Origin of the sequence: Chryseobacterium defluvii, assembly GCF_003634775.1 — a bacterium.
GTDB classification, from domain to species: domain Bacteria; phylum Bacteroidota; class Bacteroidia; order Flavobacteriales; family Weeksellaceae; genus Chryseobacterium; species Chryseobacterium defluvii.
The window spans coordinates 438,270-457,946 of sequence record NZ_RBXB01000002.1 but is presented as its reverse complement, the minus strand read 5'-3'; the positions used below and the strand labels follow the sequence as shown (position 1 = coordinate 457,946).

The window sequence follows — 19,677 nt, the reverse complement described above, 5'->3', positions numbered from 1 at the left end:
TAATAACAAAATGGAGACTAAATTATCAGTCTCCATGAAATATTTACTTATCATTAAAAAGATTATTTTTTGACAGCTTTAAGAACCTGCTTAGATCCATCTTTCATTTGCAATGTTAGCACATACATTCCTGGTGTAAGTTCTCCCAAATAAAGTACCGAAGATGGAGCTTCAACAAATTTCAAGACTCTTCCCGCCATGTCTGTTACAGAAACTGATTTCACTTTAGACACGTCAGACATATTCAGTACCTCAGCAAACGGATTCGGATAGATTTTGATATTGTTTTTAGTCTCAGTAATTTCAATAGTAGCCAGGCTGCCTGCATCATAAGCAGAGACTTGAATCGGACCATCTCCGCCAGCTGTAGAATATCTCCACACGCTTATATAAATGGTTTCACCCGGCGTCCTTCCCGTAAGAGAAACCCTTGAATATAAATTGGTGGTTGTGGTAATATCATCATTACATGAAATTTGAGTTAAAGATCCGCAAGCTCCACTATAAGCAGCTAATATAGAATCTGTAAATTGAGATCCCGTTACCGCCCCTGTTTCAATGGTTACATTTCCTGAAGCCGGAACCACTACGGAATACCAGGTATTATTAACCGAGTTTGAAGAAGCACATGTAGAAGTAATATTAGTTGTAGCTCCTGCATTGGTTGAGGATATAGCTCCTGAAGCAAAATCAGTACCCAATGTTAACGCAATGGCTCCCGAGCATTCATCATTGGCAGGTGGCGGTGGTGGTGTCCCTATACAAATCGTAAAGCTTGCATTATTTCCGCTGCTATATGTATACACTCTTATATAATACGTTTGTCCTGGGGTTAAGCCTGTCAGGGTAGCAGAGTTAGGATCAGAGCAGACAATACTTGTTTGTGAACCACAAGCTCCACTCAATACCTGAAAATACATATCTGTAGATCCGGAAACATTAGAAAGTGTCACCACATGAGAAGCTGAAGTAGCCACAAATGAATACCAGATATCATCATCCGGGGTTCCGTTGCATGGTGTTGCAGCCATTGACTGTGTGGCACTAACCGTATTTCCTGCTGTTGTTGATCCGCAGTTCAGATCAGGATTCACTGTTAAGGCAATTGCTCCCGAACAATTATCATTGGCCGGAGGAGGAGGCAATGTTCCTACGCAGATATTAAAGCTTTGAGCATATCCTTCTCCCGAGTAGCTGTAAACTCTCACATAATAAGTTTCCCCAACCGTCAATCCGGTAGCTGTCCCTGATAAAGGATCGCTACACAACACGCTTGTTTGGCTTCCACAAACCCCACTTAAAACCTGAAAATAGGTGTCCGTTGAACTGACTGTTCCTGTTGAAACTACATTTGATAATGTTATAACGTGCGAAGCAGCAGTTGCCACAAAAGAATACCAGACATCATCATCAGAGGTCCCGTTACATGGTGTTGCTGCCATCGATTGTGTCGCTCCCAGAGTATTCCCTGAGGCTACTGAAGCACAATTCAGATCCGGATTTACCGTTAAAGCGATTGCTCCTGAACAATTATCATTGGCCGGCGCAGGAATTGTAGTAAATGAAATCTGGGAGCATCCGGCAGCATCTCCAATACCATTATATGGTGTAACAGTCACATAATAGGTAGTTCCGGAATTAAGCGTCCCTGCAATGTTATAGGAGGTCACATTTCCAGCATCCACATTATTTACAATATCTGTTCCGCCACTGGTGGTTCCTACCTTAATCTTATATCCGGCAGCACCGGCAACAGAATTCCAGCTTAATACTCCATCAGGATTCACTCCTGTTGCACCATTAGTTGGTGCTGTAAGAGTTGCACACGAAGGAACAGTAGTTGGTGCCGAATCCACTACAAATGTATCTGCATACAGCTGCCATTGATCTGTATCCGTCGCATGAATAGCAACATAAACCGTTTGACCCACATAAGATGATAAACTAAATGTTTTTTGTGTCCATACAGCTGGTGCTTTTTGGGTAGCCTGAAGTACCGTAGTAAAAGCAGTTGCCGTCTGGTTGGTAGTAGAAAGCAAAACTTCATAATTTTCAAGGAAGCTTGAATCTCTGGACCTTACAAAGAAAGATATCCTGTCACTCAAACCTGCTGTTACCGTAATAGCTTTTGTAATTAAATAATCATCATGTGCCGTAGCATTATAAGTAAGCCTAGCAACATTCGATCCAGACTGGGCAGTTCCCGCACCGGGTGTTCCGAATACCCAGCCATTGGCTCCGCCATTATTAATGACGGCCCATCCTGCCGGCATAGTAGTTCCGGCATCAAAATTCTCTGTCCATTGTCCAAAACATAGAATGGGCAATGTTAAAATAAAAAGTAGTAGTTTCTTCATTACAGTAAAAATTATTAGGGAAAATAAATTTAAAAAAAATTTTAATTAAATTTAATATTTATATTATTTTTTTAAAAATAATATTATAAATAAACCATTTTGTTATGTAAAACAAAACAAATGTTTAAAAATAATAATTCAATCATAATTGAATTATAAAAATACTAACCACTGAATATCAACAACTTAAACCATTCTTTATTTTCAGATTTTATTTCTTATTTTATTTGCCATTGTATATCCATAAAAATGGCGGCTAAAATTTAGCCGCCATCTATCATTAAATCAAAATATGAGTTTTATTTTTTAATTGCTTTAATCGTCTGTCTTGAACCATCCTTCATATTCAAAACCACTAAATACAATCCTGATTTCAATTCTCCCAAATGAAGAGACGAAGAAGGAGTATCAATAGTTTTTACCAATCTTCCTGCAACATCCATTACAGAGACTGATTTCACATTAGAAACATCAGAGATATTCAACACATCTGCAAAAGGATTCGGATAAGCATTAATTCTATCTTCTTTATCCTTAATTTCATTAGTTCCTAGACTTGAACAGCCTTGTGTAACTGAAATACTATAATTACCGATCCTAGTAGCAGCATAACCTGTTAACAGTACATAATAAGTAGTACCCGTAACTCCTGTAAATGTTAATTTAGGAGCGTTATAAATATTACTTGTACAACCAGCATCAGCGTATCCTGTACCGGAAGTATTAGCAAAGCAAGTAAGTGTAGTACAATCTCCAGTATAAACTCTTAAGTATGCGTCATATTGTGTGCCACATGCATCAATTGTAATAGGCCCATTCTCTGTAGCTGTTACTGTATACCAAACTCCTTTATAAGTAGCAGTGGTTCCTGTTCCTCCACAAGTAGAAGTCGGCAACGTATCATCAGTAGCTAAGGCATTAGAGCCCTGAACCGAACCATTACAAGCTATCGCAGCTGCAGTAGCGCACGTATCATTGCTAACTGCCGAAGGAGTAGTTACAGCAATCTGGAAATTCGAGGCCGTAGCTGCCGTACTTGACGTTGAGAATACTCTAACATAATATGTTTCTCCTACATTAAGATTTTGCAACAATACATTTGAGTTCCCCAAACCACCTGCAAAACAAGTAACCGCAGTCAAACTACCACATGTTCCTGAATATACTTGCGTTGTAGTAGCATTATCACTGTATAAAACATGCACAAGATGCGTTGCAGATGTTGCAGTAAATGAATACCAAACATCATCATTTATTCCCGTAGCACTACAAGTAGGTGCTGTAGCTGTACTTTGAGTTGCGCTTAAAGTAGAACCGTTTACTAAGCTAGTAAATGTATTTGAACTGCTCACTGCAAGAGATACAGCATTAGCACATTCATTATTTGCCGGTGGCGGAGGCAAGGTTCCCACGCAAACGTCAAAAGTATTCGCATATAAAGTTGCTCCTGCATTAGAGTTACTGTTATATACTCTCACATAATAAGTTCCTCCAATTGTCAAACCACTCAAAAGTGTATAGTTTGTATTCGAGGTTATACAGCTTGTACTTGTTAAAGTTCCACATGCACCACTAAATACCTGAACATATAATGATGTAGAGGATGACGTTCCTACTGAAACAACATTTTTCAACTGTATTGAATGACTTGTAGCTGTAGCCGTAAATTTATACCATACATCATCATCTGCCGTTCCCGAACATGACCCAAGCGCAACACCTGAACTTGTCGCTCCTGAAGTAGTTCCTGCAGTTACAGTACCACAGTTCATATCAGGATTTACCGTCAAAGTTACAGCATCTACACAGTTGTCATTTGCAGGCGGAGCTGGCTGTGTACTGATACAAATATTAAAGCTAGCACTAGCATTAGCCGCTGAACTATATGTGTAAACTCTTACATAATAAGTGACACCAGGAGTAAGACCTGTAACTATATTTACATCATCATCTGAACACAGAATACTTGTCAAAGCTCCACAAGCTCCCGATAAAACCTGAAAATACATATCTGTTACACTAGAAACACCTGTTGATACCACATCTGTTAATGAAACCAAATGTGAAGTTGAAGTTGCTACAAAGCTATACCAAACATCATCATTTGGGGTACCAGAACAAGGAGTGGCAGCCATAGATAATGTTGCCCCCAACGTATTCCCAGGTGTCGTTGTGGTACATGTTAAAGTGGGATTCACTGTTAAAGCCACAGCATTTGCGCAATCATCATTTGCCGGAGCAACAGCAGTACCTGTAGTAAAATTTCTTACCGTACAACCACTGGAAACACTGCCTCCTTGATAAGCCGTAACTGTGTAAAAATATTGTGTAGAAGGATTTAAGTTAGAAGTAAAAGTATAATTCAAAACATTTCCTACATCTATATTATTTAAAATATCAGTTCCTCCGCTTGTAGTCCCCACAGACAATCTATAGCCAGTTGCACCTCCGATTGAAGACCAAATAATAGTAGGCTTAAGAGACGTACCAGTCGCATTATTTGCAGGTTGAGAAACAGAAGGACAAGGAAGTGGTAAAGTAGTAAAAGATGTTTCATTACAACCTGTCGCAGGACCTATATTATTTGTAGGAATTACTTTTAAATAATAATTGGTATTATATGATAATGTCCCTGAAGGAATTGCATAAGAAGTTGTATTCCCTGCATTGTATGCGTTTAATACATCTGTTCCACCTGGCGTAGTTCCCAGATTAATTAAATAACTAGAAGCACCGTTTGTTCCATAAACCCCAGACCAGGTAATTGTAGGTGTTAACGAAACATTTGTAGCAGCATTTGCCGGAGCACTAACAGTTGTACAAGCTGGCGCAGCAGTTGCCGGTGGCATAGTTACATCAAAACCAACCACCGGTCTTCTACCATTCGAACTGGTAAGTGTTGGACCAAATGCACCAGTAGTAAGTACATATTTTGTTGTATTAGTACCTGTTGTAGGAGTTACACAAGGTGATCCGTATTCATAATCCCAAGTAATTGCTGTTGTTGGAGGCGTTGTCTGTACATATTCTACATAGACCGCAAGATTACTTCCACCGGTATACACAAATCCCGCAGTATGAGCAAACTGTTTATATCCAGCAGTACTTCCTACAGCAACGGCAGGATCCGAATTATAGACCAATGTAGCGGTGCTAATTTCCGTAGCCCAATCCGGGGAACCAGACCCGAAATCTAAAGCAGCAGTATTCTTTAGATAAATTTTAAAAGTTGTTCCAGCAGGTAATGACCCTGAAGTAGCAATTCTTCTAAAATAAGTAGAAGTGATCGTTCCGTCAGCAATCGCAAGCAATTGTGAAGCAGGAATAATAAAAGCCGTTCTGTTTTTGCTATCAGCCGTTGTAACACTATTCATTGGCCCGTAGGTATTTGTAGAAAGACCAGTAGAACAAGTAGCAAGTGTGAAACTTTGTCCTAAATACGATTGATAAGTCAACAAACTCATCAAAAGTAGAAAGAGTAGATATAACTTTTTCATGCTTAGTAAAATTAAAAATTAGGGTGGTAAATGTATAAATATTTTCAACAAAAATCATAAACTATTGTATTTTTTTAAAAATCTTACACCAAAAACAACATTTTATAAATCAAAAACTAAACAATCATTTAATTTTATAAATTATTCACATAATAATGAAAATAAAATAACAATCTGAAAATCAATATTATAACATATAAACAAAAACATTATACTGAAATCATTTTACAGCATTTAACATAAAAAAATAGCAGCTAATACAGCTGCTATCTTAATTCATATTTTTAATTACTATCGGATCTATTGCTTAATAACTTTAATAGTTTGTCTCGAACCATCTTTCATCGTAAGAAGAACTATATACATGCCTGATTTCAACTCTCCCAAATAAAGTATAGATCCAGGCTTATCAATCGTTTTCATTATTCGTCCTGTCATATCCACTACAGAAACTGATTTTACGCCAGAAATATCAGATATATATAAAACATCTTTAAACGGATTCGGATACACTTTTAACTTGTCTTTTACTATAGCCGCCTCATTGGTAGCCAACACAGAAGCATCATACGCAGAAAGCTTAAATTGTCCCGGAAAACTTCCACCTGCCGCTGCCGTATATCTCCATACACTTATATACAAAGTAGCACCCGGTGTTTGCCCCGTTAGTGACAATAATGAGTAATTATCTATTCCACTATCATCATCACATGCTACACTTGTTAATGCCCCGCATGTTCCTCCATGAACAGAAAGTACAGTATCCAGAAGACCAGAACCGGCAACACCCTGAGTCTCAATGGTAAGAGTACCGCTAGCCGGTACCACTACAGAATACCATACATTCTCCCCTCTACTGGCCTGACAAGTAGTTGTCCCATCTGTTGTTGCACCATCATTACTTGTCGTAATAGGATTACTATTGAAATTATTCCCCACCGTTAAAGCCACAGCTCCTGAGCAAATATCATTTGCCGGAGGTAAAGCTGGCGTAATTACGCAAATATTAAAACTATTACTGTAGCCAGCACCATTACTATTATATACTCTCACATAATAAGTCTGACCAGGAGTAAGCCCTGTAACAGGTGTAAAATGAGTCGTACCACAAACAACACTTGTCAACGCTCCACATGCCCCACTAAATACCTGAGTATATAAACTTGTAGATGATGTAGTTCCTGTAGAAATTATATTCGATAATGCAATAGCATGGATTGTCGCCGATGCAACAAATGAATACCAGACATCATCATCAGCCGTTCCCGTACATGGAGACACAGCAAGCCCTGAGTTAGTAGCCGAAGCCGTAGTCCCTGCAGTTGCACCACCACAAGTCGAAGTTGAACTCACCGTTAAAGGCACGGCATTGGCACACTCATCGTTTGACGGAGCCACCGGTGTTGTAACACAAATATTAAATGAATTGGCATAACCCAAACCATTAGAATTATAAACCCTTACATAATACGTATTTCCTACCGTCAAACCTGTAAGCTGGGTCGGAGTAGCATAAGATGTATCACAAGCTACACTCGCTGATGATCCACAGGCACCACTTAACACCTGAAGGTAAAGCGATGTGGAAGAAGTTGTTCCCACAGACACCACATTCGTTAAGGCAACAACATGAGTTGCAGAGGTAGCCACAAATGAATACCAGACATCATCATCAGCAGTTCCTGTACATGGAGCAACAGCAACACCAGAGTCCGTAGCAGACAATGTTGTCCCGGCTACTGCATTTGTACATAGCGATCCTGAACTCACCGTCAAAGCAACAGCACTTGCACAATCATCATTTGCCGGCGGCGGTGGCGGTGTTCCTATACAGATGTTAAAGCTGATATTTCTGCCACCCGCATTCGATTCACCCACAGTAAATACTCTTACATAATATGTTTGCCCCACCGTTAATCCGGTTACTATAGCAGCATTCGGGTCCGAACACAATACACTGGTTTGAGAGCCACAGGCCCCGCTCAGTACCTGAAAATAAGCATCTGTAGTACTTGTAGGTCCAGTAGAAACAACATTAGACAATGATACCACATGAGATGTGGAGGTTGCTACAAATGAATACCAGACATCATCATCACCAACCGCTGTTGTACTGCATGGTGAAACCATTGTAATTCCTGAATTAGTTGCTCCTAATGTATTTCCTGCAGTTGTCACTCCACAATTCATATCCGTATTTACAGTCAACGGAACAGCACCCGCACAGTTATCATTTGCAGGAGGCCCGGCTACAGTGAATGAAGTTTCCGTACAACCTGTAGCTTCACCAAGTGAATTAACAGGTGTAACAGTAACATAATATGTTGTACCAGCGGTCAGATTAGACAAAGCATAAGAAGTTACATTCCCTACATTAGTATTAGCCACTACATCACTTCCTCCCGGAGTAGTCCCTACTTTTAATTTATAGCTTGATGCTGCAGCGGAACCCGTAACCGCATTCCATGTTAACATTGGAGAATAAGGAGCATTTGTAGCTCCAGCAGCAGGGAACGTTACTGTAGTACAAGCCGGAACCGAAGTAGGAGGAAGATCAAACGCAATGAAAGGTCTTCTATAATTTGTACTCGCAAGTGATCCCGTAAATGCACCGGTAGTATTTTCATATTTAGTAGTATTGGAGTTGGCCGTATTGATACAAGGTCCAACATACTCATACTGCCAATAAATATTAGATGCCTGAGCTGTCGTCTGCACATATTCTATATAAACAGCCAGATTACTTCCAGAAGTATAATTAAAATTAGTAGTATGAACAAATTGTTTATACCCGGCAGAACTCCCTACTGCAGTTTGGGGATTTCCATCATATACTAATGTTGCCGTTCCCGTTTCAGTAGCCCAATCGATAGAAGATGCCCCAAAGTCTACTGAAGCAGTATTTTTTAAATAGATTTTAAAATTGGCATCTGCGTTAAGCGTTCCTGAAGCCGTAGCTCTTCTAAAATAGGTAGAAGTTATCGTCCCATTAGCAATACTCGTCAATTGAGAAGCCGGAATAATAAATGCCGTCCGGTTTTTATCATTGGCCGTAGTACTGCTTCTCATAGCAGAATACGTAAAATTATCAACATTGCTAGAACAGGTAGCAACAACGAATGACTGCCCAGAATACTTTTGACAAGCCAAAAAGGCCATTAAAAGCATAAAGAGTAAATTTAATTTTTTCATACTTAGTTTTATTTAGAAATTCAAAGTATAAAATTACAAAATAAATTAAATAAATAATAATATTTATTAAAATATATTAAAAAATTAATAATTTAAATAGTATTTATTTAATTAAAAATCAATAATTAAATTAAATAACTAAAAATTCATTAATTAATGAATTATTTTTAAACAACTGATATTCAATACAATAAAACAATAACTCCAATTTTCCAATTCAAAATAAAAAAGACAGCAAAAGCTGTCTTAGATTTATATTATTCTACAAAACGTGATTTTTAATTTAAATAAAATTCATATTTATTGAGCAATTGTATTTCTTTGATCAGATCTCCATTCAGATCGACGGAGTATTTCATAGACTGAAGCTCTATATGGGAATCATCTTCAATATTTTTCAGATAGAATTTCAATTTCTGGTCGCCTTTATTTTTTTCGAGAACATTTCTGAAAAATTCCAGATCTTCTTTTCTGAAATCCATAACATCCATTACCAAAGATATGCTTTTGGCAAATCTTTCAAATGCCTCTTTAAGCTCGATAACATCATTAACGTTTACAAAAACACGACCGTCTTTTACCTGAGCGAATTTTATTTTCAAAATTACAAAGCGCTGCACTTCAAGCTTTTCTTTCAATCGCATATAATCTCTGTCTCCCAGCCTGAAAGAATAAGACCCCGTATAATCCTCCAATGTAAGGAAAGCAACCTTTTCACCACTTTTGAATCCATCCTGAACCCTGTATTCGGTAATTAATCCCGCAACGGTAAATTCTTTACCTCCGCCTCCATTTTCTTTTTCCTTTTGGATCTGCTTCCAGTCTTTTTTCTTTTCTTCGAATAATTCAGGGGGATTATTACTAAATGCCTGTTCTTTATAAGCATCCACCTCATCAAGATTCAAAAATCCGAAATTCCCTTTGGGCTCCGCTTTTTTAGTAGTTTCTTCCACCATCTCTTCTTCCCCGGTCAGCAATTCATCGGAAACAATCTCTACAATATCAACAACTTCTTCCGGAGTATCCTGTTCAAGAATCGGCACCTCATCTACAACTATTTTTTCCACTTCTTCCTTTTCCAGCACAGATTTTTTGGAAAGTTGCCCCTGCATGAATTGGAATTGATATTTGAATTCATCCAACGGGTGAGCCGAAAGGTAGAATCCGATAATTTCCTTTTCTTTGTTAAGTTTATGCATATTGGGCCATTCCGGACAGGGAGCCAGCTTAGGCTGTTCAATCTGGATTTCTTCCGCAAAATCAGCAAAAAGAGAATTTTCCACCTCATTTTTACTTTCTTGGAAGCTCTGTCCATATCTTAAAAGCCTTTCAAGATTGGTTCTCCCGGCCATGTCTATATCAAAATATTGTCCCCGGTGATATTTATCAAGCTCATCGAAAGCCCCTGCAATCACCAAACTCTCCGCGACTCTTTTGTTAACCTGGGATGACGGAATTCTTTCAAAGAAATCATAAATATCCTTAAATCTTCCGTTCTCTCTTTCTTTAGTGATCGCTTCACTTGGTCCTTCTCCAATTCCCTTGATAGCACCTAAACCAAAACGAATCTGCCCTTTCTCATTTACCGAGAATTTATATTGAGATTCATTTACATCCGGTCCTAAAACATCTACCCCCATACTCTTACAATCTTCCATGAACATCGTAATCTGAGCTGTATTGTTGATGTTATTACTCATTACACTCGCCATATATTCCGCCGGATAGTTTGCTTTTAAAAAAGCCGTATGATAAGCAACCAACGCATAACACGTTGAGTGGGATTTATTAAATGCGTATTCTGCGAAAGCTTTCCAGTCGTTCCAGATCTTTTCCAGGCGGGTTTCATCGAGATTATTTTTACGGCCTCCTTCGATGAATTTAGGGTGCATTTTGTTCAGAACATCGATCTGTTTTTTACCCATGGCCTTTCTCAGGGTATCCGCTTCACCTTTTGTAAAATTGGCTAATTTCTGGGATAACAACATTACCTGCTCCTGATAAACGGTAATTCCGTAAGTTTCCTTTAAATACTCTTCCGTTTCAGGCAAATCATAAACAATCTCTTCAATTCCGTGTTTCCTGTTGATGAAATTCGGGATATATTTAATTGGCCCGGGACGATAAAGAGCATTCATTGCAATAAGGTCAGCAAAAACCGTAGGCTTAAGCTCCCTCATATATTTCTGCATTCCCGGACTTTCATACTGGAAAATCCCTACTGTTCTTCCTTCCTTAAATAACTGATAGGTTTTTGGATCATCAAGCTGAATTTTATCCGGGTCTATATCAATACCATGCCTTTCTTTTACAAGCTTCAAAGCATCCTTGATAATCGTTAAAGTACGAAGACCCAGAAAGTCCATTTTCAATAATCCCGCACTTTCCGCTACGGAGTTATCAAACTGCGATACAAGAATATCCGCATCTTTTGCAGCAATAGTAACCGGGACCAGATTACTTACTTCTTCCGGTGTAATGATGACACCACAAGCATGGATTCCGGTATTCCTGATACATCCTTCCATTTTTTTAGCACTTTCCAGCACATCAAAACGGGGATCTTCAGGATTGCCGAGAACCATTCTCATTTCATCTACAAGAAGCTGCTCTTCCGGTCTTAATTTATCATATTTTGACAGCGCCTTAGCAATATTCATTCCCGGGGTCGAAGGCACTAATTTGGCAATATTGTTAGTTTCAGGGATAGGAACATCCAATACTCTTCCTGCATCTTTGATGGCAGACTTTCCTCCCAATACCGAATAAGTAATAATCTGAGCCACCTGATTCTGCCCATATTTATCAATTACCCATTTGATAATCCTGTCCCGGCCTTCATCATCAAAGTCAATATCAATATCGGGCATGGATACCCTCTCCGGGTTAAGGAATCTCTCAAAAAGGAGATCATACTTAATCGGATCCACATTGGTAATACCGATGCAATAAGCTACAGCCGAACCTGCAGCCGAACCACGTCCGGGACCAACCCATACTCCCATTTTTCTGGCCTCGTTGCAAAAATCCTGTACAATAAGGAAGTATCCCGGGTACCCTGTATTAGCAATAACATCCAATTCGAAGTCAAGACGTTCTTTGATCTCATCTGTAATTTCAGCATATCTTTTTCTTGCACCTTCGTAAGTCAGATGGGTCAAATAGGCCATTTCGCCACGTTTTCCACCGTCCACATCATCTTCAGGGCGAATAAATTCAACAGGAATATCGAATTTGGGAAGGAGTACATCTCTTTTCAGTGTATATGCACTAAATTTAGCCAGAAACTCTTCATAAGCTTCAAACGCATCAGGATAAGCAAGAAAAGCTTCCTTGATTTCTTCACTGTTTTTGATGTAATATTCCCCTGTCGCCAATCCTCTTCTTTTACCAAAACCCTTTCCTACAGGAGTTGATAGTTTTTCACCATCTTTAATACAGCTTACAATATCCTGGATATTAGAATCATCCTTGTTGGTATAAAATGTTTCATTCTGAGCCAGGATTTTTACATTATATTTATCTGCCAGATACAATAGAACCTCATTCAAGTGTTCTTCTTCCGGTAGCTTATGATTTTGAATCTGAACATAGAAATCGTCTGCGAAGGTATCTTTCCACCATTTGAAAAGCTCTTCACCTTTTTGCTCTCCCGTATTTAAGATTGCATCAGGAATATCTCCGTTAATACCAGAAGTCAAAGCAATCAAACCTTCTTTATATTCTGCTATAACTTCACGACTGATTCTTGGAACCCCGAAGTAAAATCCTTTCAAAAATCCGATACTTGAAAGCTTCGCCAGATTTTTATACCCATTAAAATCTTTCGCCAGAAGTACAACCTGTGTTCTTCTATCCGGGTCATCTTTTGTAAATTGCTTTTGCTCATATCGGTCCGAGATATAGAATTCACAGCCAACAACCGGAATTAATGGTTCTGAAACAGGTTCTTCTTCATTAAAAACCTCTCCTTTTTCTTCTGCTTCCTGTTTCTTGGCAAGATATTCTTTATGCTTCTTACTTCTTTCCGAATTCGCCGATTCTACTGCAGAAACAAATTTAAAGGCTCCCATCATATTTCCGATATCAACCATTCCCACGGCAGGAAAATTATCATCCGAAGCTCTTTTGATAAGGTCGGAAATACTTGATGTAGCCATAAGCGTTGAGAATACACTATGGTTATCAAAGTTGAAATATTTCCCAAGATCAATTTCATCAATGCTTCCGAAATCCGTCTGCTTTTTCTTGTTATGGAAATCCGCAACCTGCCTTCTGATCACAATACTGAAAGGTTTTATCGGATCAGGATACAGTGTTCTGAAATATTTTAACTGATCTTCTGAAATCTTCAACACTTCAGCAGGAATCACTCCCACCCTCATCATTTCAAAAAACACCTGAGCGGTTGCATTTACGTCAGCGGCAGCATTGTGGGCTTCATCAAACTTATGCCCATATAATTTTTCGTAAAGTTCTTCAAGTTTCGGAGGTTTGAATCTCCCTCCTCTGCCTCCTCCAAGCTGACAAAAATCTGTTCCTAAGATCATCGTATCCGCTTTTGGTTTTTCCTGAAGATTATCTTTTAGACTCTTCCTGAAAAATTCAGCACCTACAATATTATAATCAAATTCAACATTATGTCCAGAAACCACTCTTACCCGCTCCAAAACTTCAGAAAATTCTTCCAAAACCTCCTGCAAATCCCGTCCTTCCTCATTGGCAATCTTAGTAGTTATCCCGTGAATTCTCGCAGCATTAAAGGGAATATCATACCCTTCCGGCTTAATGATATAATCCTGGTTTTCTATCAGATTCCCCTCATCATCGTGTAATTGCCAGGCGATCTGAACCATTCTCGGCCAGTTTTCCGAATCTGAAAGAGGAGCGTTGAAATTTTTTGGTAACCCTGTGGTTTCTGTGTCAAAAATTAAGTACATATAATTTTCTAACTTTTTTAAGAAAGAGAATGTAAAGTTACTTCAATTTTTCCTAATATTTAATTTTTATCACCGACTTCAATAAGTAGATACAATTCAATTTTTAATAATTATTACCTCATCACTAAAAACATCAAAAACTCAATGTAATTATTATTTTAGAAAAAATAAATCAACAATAAATCAACTTTTTCTTATTAAATTAATACACCTTAATAATTTTATATATATTTGCCTCTTAATATTTTATTCCACATTTACTAAGTGTTATGAAGAAACATTTACTTTTAGTCAGTACATTAGCTATTACTTTAATAAGTGCGCAAAGCAATGAAGCTTTGCATAGAAGATTTGATCAACAAAAAGCTGTAAAACAACAGGCTTTCAACAACTATGTAAATAGTAATTACAATACTATTGATTTAAATAAGGATTCTGATTTAAAGGAAAAGCTAGAAGATTTAAGCACAAGGGTAGCTTTTGTTTTTGATGGGAAACCTTTCTTTTTTACAACTGAAGATACCAGACAAGGATTAAATGCAAATGCTGATGCACTTAACACAGCAGGAAATATAGTTGGATTATCCGGAGCCTTTAACGGTGAAAATATAAAGTATACAGTATTCGATGGAGGTAGAGTATATGCTCCTCATACTGCATTTGCTAATGCTACAGGAAGAATTACAAACCTGGAAGCTACTACGCAAAGTTACAGTGATCACGCAACTGGTGTAGCCGGATTTATTGGTGCTCGCTCTGTTGCTGTAAGTGGTGGTGGTTTGAATGGTAACATCAAAGGAATTGCTATTAACTCCACTATTGATTCTTACAGATTCGCTACAACTACTTTACCTGGACAATCTTCACCAAGTGATGTATTTGATAAAATATTATTAGCTAATCCTAATATTTCCAACCACTCATATGGAAGCAACGGAGGATGGTTATGGGGACCTAGTTATGGACTTCCACAAAGTGCATGGTATTGGAATGGCTCTTATTCAGGAGGTACATCTGGTACAGCTTATGATTTACAAGGAGCGTATTTAGATAATGATGCCAATTATGATGACATTGTATATCAGAATCCTTCAAATATCATCGTAAAATCAGCTGGAAACTATTTTGGGGATGGTCCTACTGGCAGTGCCGTTACTACAGCCTATTACAGTACAGGTTCGGGTTATACCCTTTTCCCTGCAGGGGCTACTCTTCCTCCAAACAACTGTAGCAATGGAGCAGATTGTATTACAAACGGTTCTTTAGCTAAGAACATTATTGTTGTTGCAGCTACAGATGTAATTACTACTAATAATTTCAAATATACTACATCTTCAGATGTAGTACATTCAAGCTACAGTAGCGCAGGACCAAGAGATGATGGTGGTATTAAGCCAGATATCGCTACTACAGGTACTGATGTATTCTATCCGGCTTCAAGTACTACGGGAAGTGAAACTTATGGATATGGTAGCGGAACATCTTTCTCTGCTCCGGTAATTACAGGAATTATCGGACTTTGGACACAAATCAACAAGCAATTATTTGCAGGAAGTCTTTTAAATGCCGCTTCTGCTAAAACATTATTAGTACACTCTGCACAGGAAGCAGGAAATGTGGGTCCGGATCCATTATTCGGATGGGGATATGCAGATGCTAAGAAAGGTGCAGAAATCCTGGTTGGAAAATCAAACGGTACCGTAATCTTTAATAATGAAACTTTAACAAGTGGCGTTGCCAACAAAAAGCTTGTAAAAGCATCAGGAAGTGAGCCGTTAAAAGTTACAATTTCATGGATTGACCCTGCATTAACTAATCTTCCTACTACTTATCAAGCTGCTCATAATAACAGAACATCAAGATTGATCAACGATATGGACCTAAGAATTATTGATACTACTAGTAACTTGATTTATTATCCATGGAAGCTTAATGCAGCAAGTCCAAATACACCTGCAACCAAAGCAGACAATACGGTTGATAACGTAGAGCAAGTTGTTATTGATGCTCCGGTTGCCGGAAGAAATTATAGAATTGAGATCACTAACAAAGGAACATTGGTAGATAATGTTGGATCTAACAATCCTCAAAACTATTCTATTATTGTAACTGGACATAGTGAGCAAGTTTTAGGCACCAAAGAATCTGAAATTGCTAATGGGATTATTATCGCCCCAACCGTTACTAAAGACATCGTAAAAGTATTGAAAGCACCTAAAAAATCTACTTTCAATGTTTATGATTTATCGGGTAAGAAATTGCAAAACGGGGCAATCAATAGTGATCAGGAATCTGTGGATTTATCATCATATCCTAAAGGAATTTATATCGTTGAAGTGAAAACAGATAAAGACGTGATTTCTAAAAAGGTTATCAAAGAATAATTACCTAGAACACTTGGAAATATAACAAAATACTAACACTTGTTAGTATTTTGTTTTTTTATGTATATTTGCTTTCTATGGAAAATACACTTCACGAAAAAGTTTCTCAGGAGATTTTACTAAAGGCTTATAACCATATGATGCTTGCCAAAGCAATGGCCGACATTTATGAAGAAAACAGAAATGTTTGCAAATATGTTCATAGTACTTCAAGAGGCCATGAAGCTATTCAGCTGGCAACGGCATATCAATTAACTAAAGAAGACTGGGTTTCCCCTTATTATAGAGACGAAAGCATTCTTCTTGGAATTGGCTTCGAACCATATCAATTGATGCTTCAGTTATTAGCTAAGGCTGACGATCCTTTTTCAGGAGGTAGATCATACTACTCGCATCCTTCAAGCAGAGATGAGAAAATGCCTAAAATCATTCATCAGAGCTCGGCTACAGGAATGCAAACAATTCCTACAACAGGGGTTGCTCAGGGTATTAAATATATACAGGATTTTAACTTACAACAGTTTGATAATAATCCGGTTGTGGTTTGCAGCCTTGGTGACAATTCAGTAACAGAAGGTGAAGTAAGTGAAGCATTACAGTTTGCTGCGTTGCATCAGCTTCCGATCATATTCCTTGTTCAGGATAATGAATGGGGAATTTCCGTAACGAAAGAAGAAGCAAGAACTTGTGACGCCTATGATTTTGTAGCCGGATTTACCGGTTTAAACAGAATGAGAGTGGACGGAACTGATTTTGCCGAAAGCTTCGAGGTAATGAAAAAGGCTGTAGATTTTGTGAGAACAGAAAGAAAGCCGTTAGTTGTTTGTGCTAAAACAGTTCTTATCGGACATCATACTTCAGGAGTAAGAAGAGAATTCTACAGAGATGAAGAAGATCTTACGAAACACAGAGCAAAAGACCCGGGTGAAATTTTAAGAAATCAATTACTTGAAACAGGGGTTGATGAAGAATTATTAAAGCAAATCACCAAAAAAGCAAGATTGGAAGCTGAAGAAGCATTCGAAAAGGCTAAAAATGCTCCGGATCCCAAACCTGAAACCGTTGCTGATCATATATTTGCACCAACTCCGATTACTGAAGAAACGGGAACACGAGAGCCGGAAGGAGGCGAAAAAATTGTGATGGTAGATGCTGCGATCCATGCTATTCAGGAATTGATGTGGAAGCATCCTGAAGCGTTACTTTACGGACAGGATGTTGGAGAAAGAATCGGAGGTGTTTTCCGTGAAACTGTAACCTTAGGAAAGAAATTCGGCAGTAAAAGAGTATTCAATACGGCGATCCAGGAAGCTTATATTATTGGTTCTACTACCGGTATGAGTGCAGTTGGATTGAAGCCAATCGTTGAAGTACAGTTTGCAGATTACATCTATCCGGGAATCAACCAATTGATCACCGAGATTTCAAAATCAAACTATTTAAGTAACGGAAAATATCCGGTAAGCAATATTATCCGTGTTCCTATCGGAGCTTACGGTGGCGGTGGTCCTTACCATAGTGGTAGTGTTGAAAGTATTTTAGCGAATATCAAAGGAATTAAAATAGCATACCCAAGTAATGCGGCAGACTTCAAAGGTTTATTAAAGGCCGCTTATTACGATCCGAATCCAGTAATAATGCTTGAGCATAAAGGCTTATACTGGAGTAAGGTTCCAGGAACTGAAGATGCTAAAACCATAGAACCTGCAGAAGATTACGTTTTACCTTTTGGAAAAGGAAAAGTAATCATCGAAGCCAATCAGGACGAAACAGCTAAAGGAAGAACATTACTTATTGTAACGTACGGAATGGGTGTTTATTGGGCTAAAGAAGCAGTTAAAAGCTTTAACGGAAGAGTGGAAGTTATTGACCTCCGAACATTAATTCCACTAGATGAAGCTCTTGTATTTGAAAGAGTGAAAGCACATGGAAAGTGTATTGTCTTAACAGAAGAACAGCTTAACAACTCTTTTGCAGAAGCTTTTGCTCACCGTATTTCTAAAAACTGTTTCAGATATCTGGATGCTCCGGTTGAAACAATGGGCTCGCTGGATTTACCTGCCGTTCCGATTAACCTGGTGTTAGAAAAAGAAATGCTTCCAAACGCTGAGAAATTAGCTGCGAAGATTGAAGAAATGTTACAATACTAGATCAAACCATACCAACCTCTAATTTTTTAGAGGTTTTTTTATGCTCGTTTTTTATTTTTTTAATAAACTTGTAATCCATTATTTTCAGACGTCTCATCAAAACGCATAATGTATGATCACAACCAAGTATGTTAATTACAGACAGGTACTCAATTTATCCGGCATTCATCTGATTTGGATCTCCATCTGGTGTACGCTGATCGCTGTTCTCTTCTATTTTTTCAATTGGCAATGGATGATTATTCCTTGGGTTCCCGTAGCTTTAATTGGTACTGCAGAAGCGTTTTTGGTTGGTTTTAAAAACAATCAAGCGTATGACAGACTTTGGGAAGCAAGAAAAATATGGGGTGGGATCGTCAATTCAAGCCGTTCTTTTGCATCTATGGTTTATGCATTCCATACGGAAAATGAAGAAGTCGGAACCTTTGACCTTGAAGACCGGAGAAAAAAGATAATATACCGTCATATCGCATGGCTGTATGCTTTTCGTGAACAGTTATTGATTCCTACAGAATGGGAACACATCAGTGCGGAAGAAGAGCATTCCCATCACAACGTTAATCAAAAGCGTAACAGACTGATTAAAGCCGGTTTTCCGGATTACGGAAGAACACCGATCTTTCTTCATAAATATTTATCGGAAGAAGAGGCTGAACTTCAGTCAACTTATAAAAATTTTGCCACTTATCTAATTTCCCAACAGGCAAAAGATATCAATGCATTAAAGAATATGAAAGCCATTTCAGATTTCAATCAAATGCAATTACAGACCGGACTGAATGAATTTTACGGATTTCAGGGACAGGCAGAAAGAATCAAAAAATTTCCTTCTCCAAGACAGTTCGCAAGTACAGCATTTGTTTTCAACGTTCTGTTTATCCTTTTACTTCCGCTGGGTTTAGTGAATGAGTTTGCAAAGCTCGGCGACTGGGGGATCTGGACCTGTATTCCTTTCTGTATTATTATCGGCTGGATATACATCATCATGGAACTGGTAGGGGATTATTCTGAAAACCCGTTTGCAGGATTGATGTTTGATGTCCCGATGCTTTCCATTTGCAGGACTATAGAAATTGACCTTCTACAGATCATGGGAGAACACGAAGATCTTCCTGAGGCCATTGCTTCTAAAAATGGAGTTATAGTATAATCCGCCT

7 protein-coding genes are annotated in these 19,677 nt (G+C 38.3%); 3 read left to right on the top strand and 4 right to left on the bottom strand.

Features of this window, described 5'->3' with window-relative positions:
* Positions 1-62: 62 nt before the first annotated feature.
* From BCF58_RS08880 to dnaE, 4 genes are all read right to left on the bottom strand, one after another.
* A complete protein-coding gene (locus BCF58_RS08880; protein WP_121461443.1) occupies positions 63-2,357 on the bottom strand; it encodes a T9SS-dependent choice-of-anchor J family protein in 2,295 nt (764 codons plus the stop codon).
* A gap of 299 nt (positions 2,358-2,656) precedes the next feature.
* A complete protein-coding gene (locus BCF58_RS08875; RefSeq protein WP_121461442.1) occupies positions 2,657-5,854 on the bottom strand; it encodes a T9SS type A sorting domain-containing protein in 3,198 nt (1,065 codons plus the stop codon).
* A 300-nt stretch (positions 5,855-6,154) separates the two neighbouring features.
* Positions 6,155-9,046: a fibronectin type III domain-containing protein gene (locus tag BCF58_RS08870; protein ID WP_121461441.1), complete on the bottom strand. Its 2,892-nt coding sequence runs from the start codon at positions 9,044-9,046 to the stop codon at positions 6,155-6,157.
* 278 nt (positions 9,047-9,324) lie between these two features.
* A complete protein-coding gene (gene dnaE / locus BCF58_RS08865; protein ID WP_121461440.1) occupies positions 9,325-13,986 on the bottom strand; it encodes a DNA polymerase III subunit alpha in 4,662 nt (1,553 codons plus the stop codon).
* Between the two features lie 269 nt (positions 13,987-14,255).
* Between dnaE and BCF58_RS08860 the strand changes: the two genes are divergently transcribed.
* The 3 genes from BCF58_RS08860 (at position 14,256) to BCF58_RS08850 (ending at position 19,670) form a co-directional block, all read left to right on the top strand.
* Positions 14,256-16,370, top strand: coding sequence for a S8 family peptidase (locus BCF58_RS08860; RefSeq protein WP_121461439.1), 2,115 nt, complete (start codon positions 14,256-14,258; stop codon positions 16,368-16,370).
* Positions 16,371-16,447: 77 nt separating this feature from the next.
* Positions 16,448-18,520, top strand: coding sequence for an alpha-ketoacid dehydrogenase subunit alpha/beta (locus BCF58_RS08855; RefSeq protein ID WP_121461438.1), 2,073 nt, complete (start codon positions 16,448-16,450; stop codon positions 18,518-18,520).
* A 112-nt stretch (positions 18,521-18,632) separates the two neighbouring features.
* A complete protein-coding gene (locus tag BCF58_RS08850; protein WP_121461437.1) occupies positions 18,633-19,670 on the top strand; it encodes a bestrophin family protein in 1,038 nt (345 codons plus the stop codon).
* Positions 19,671-19,677: the final 7 nt, after the last annotated feature.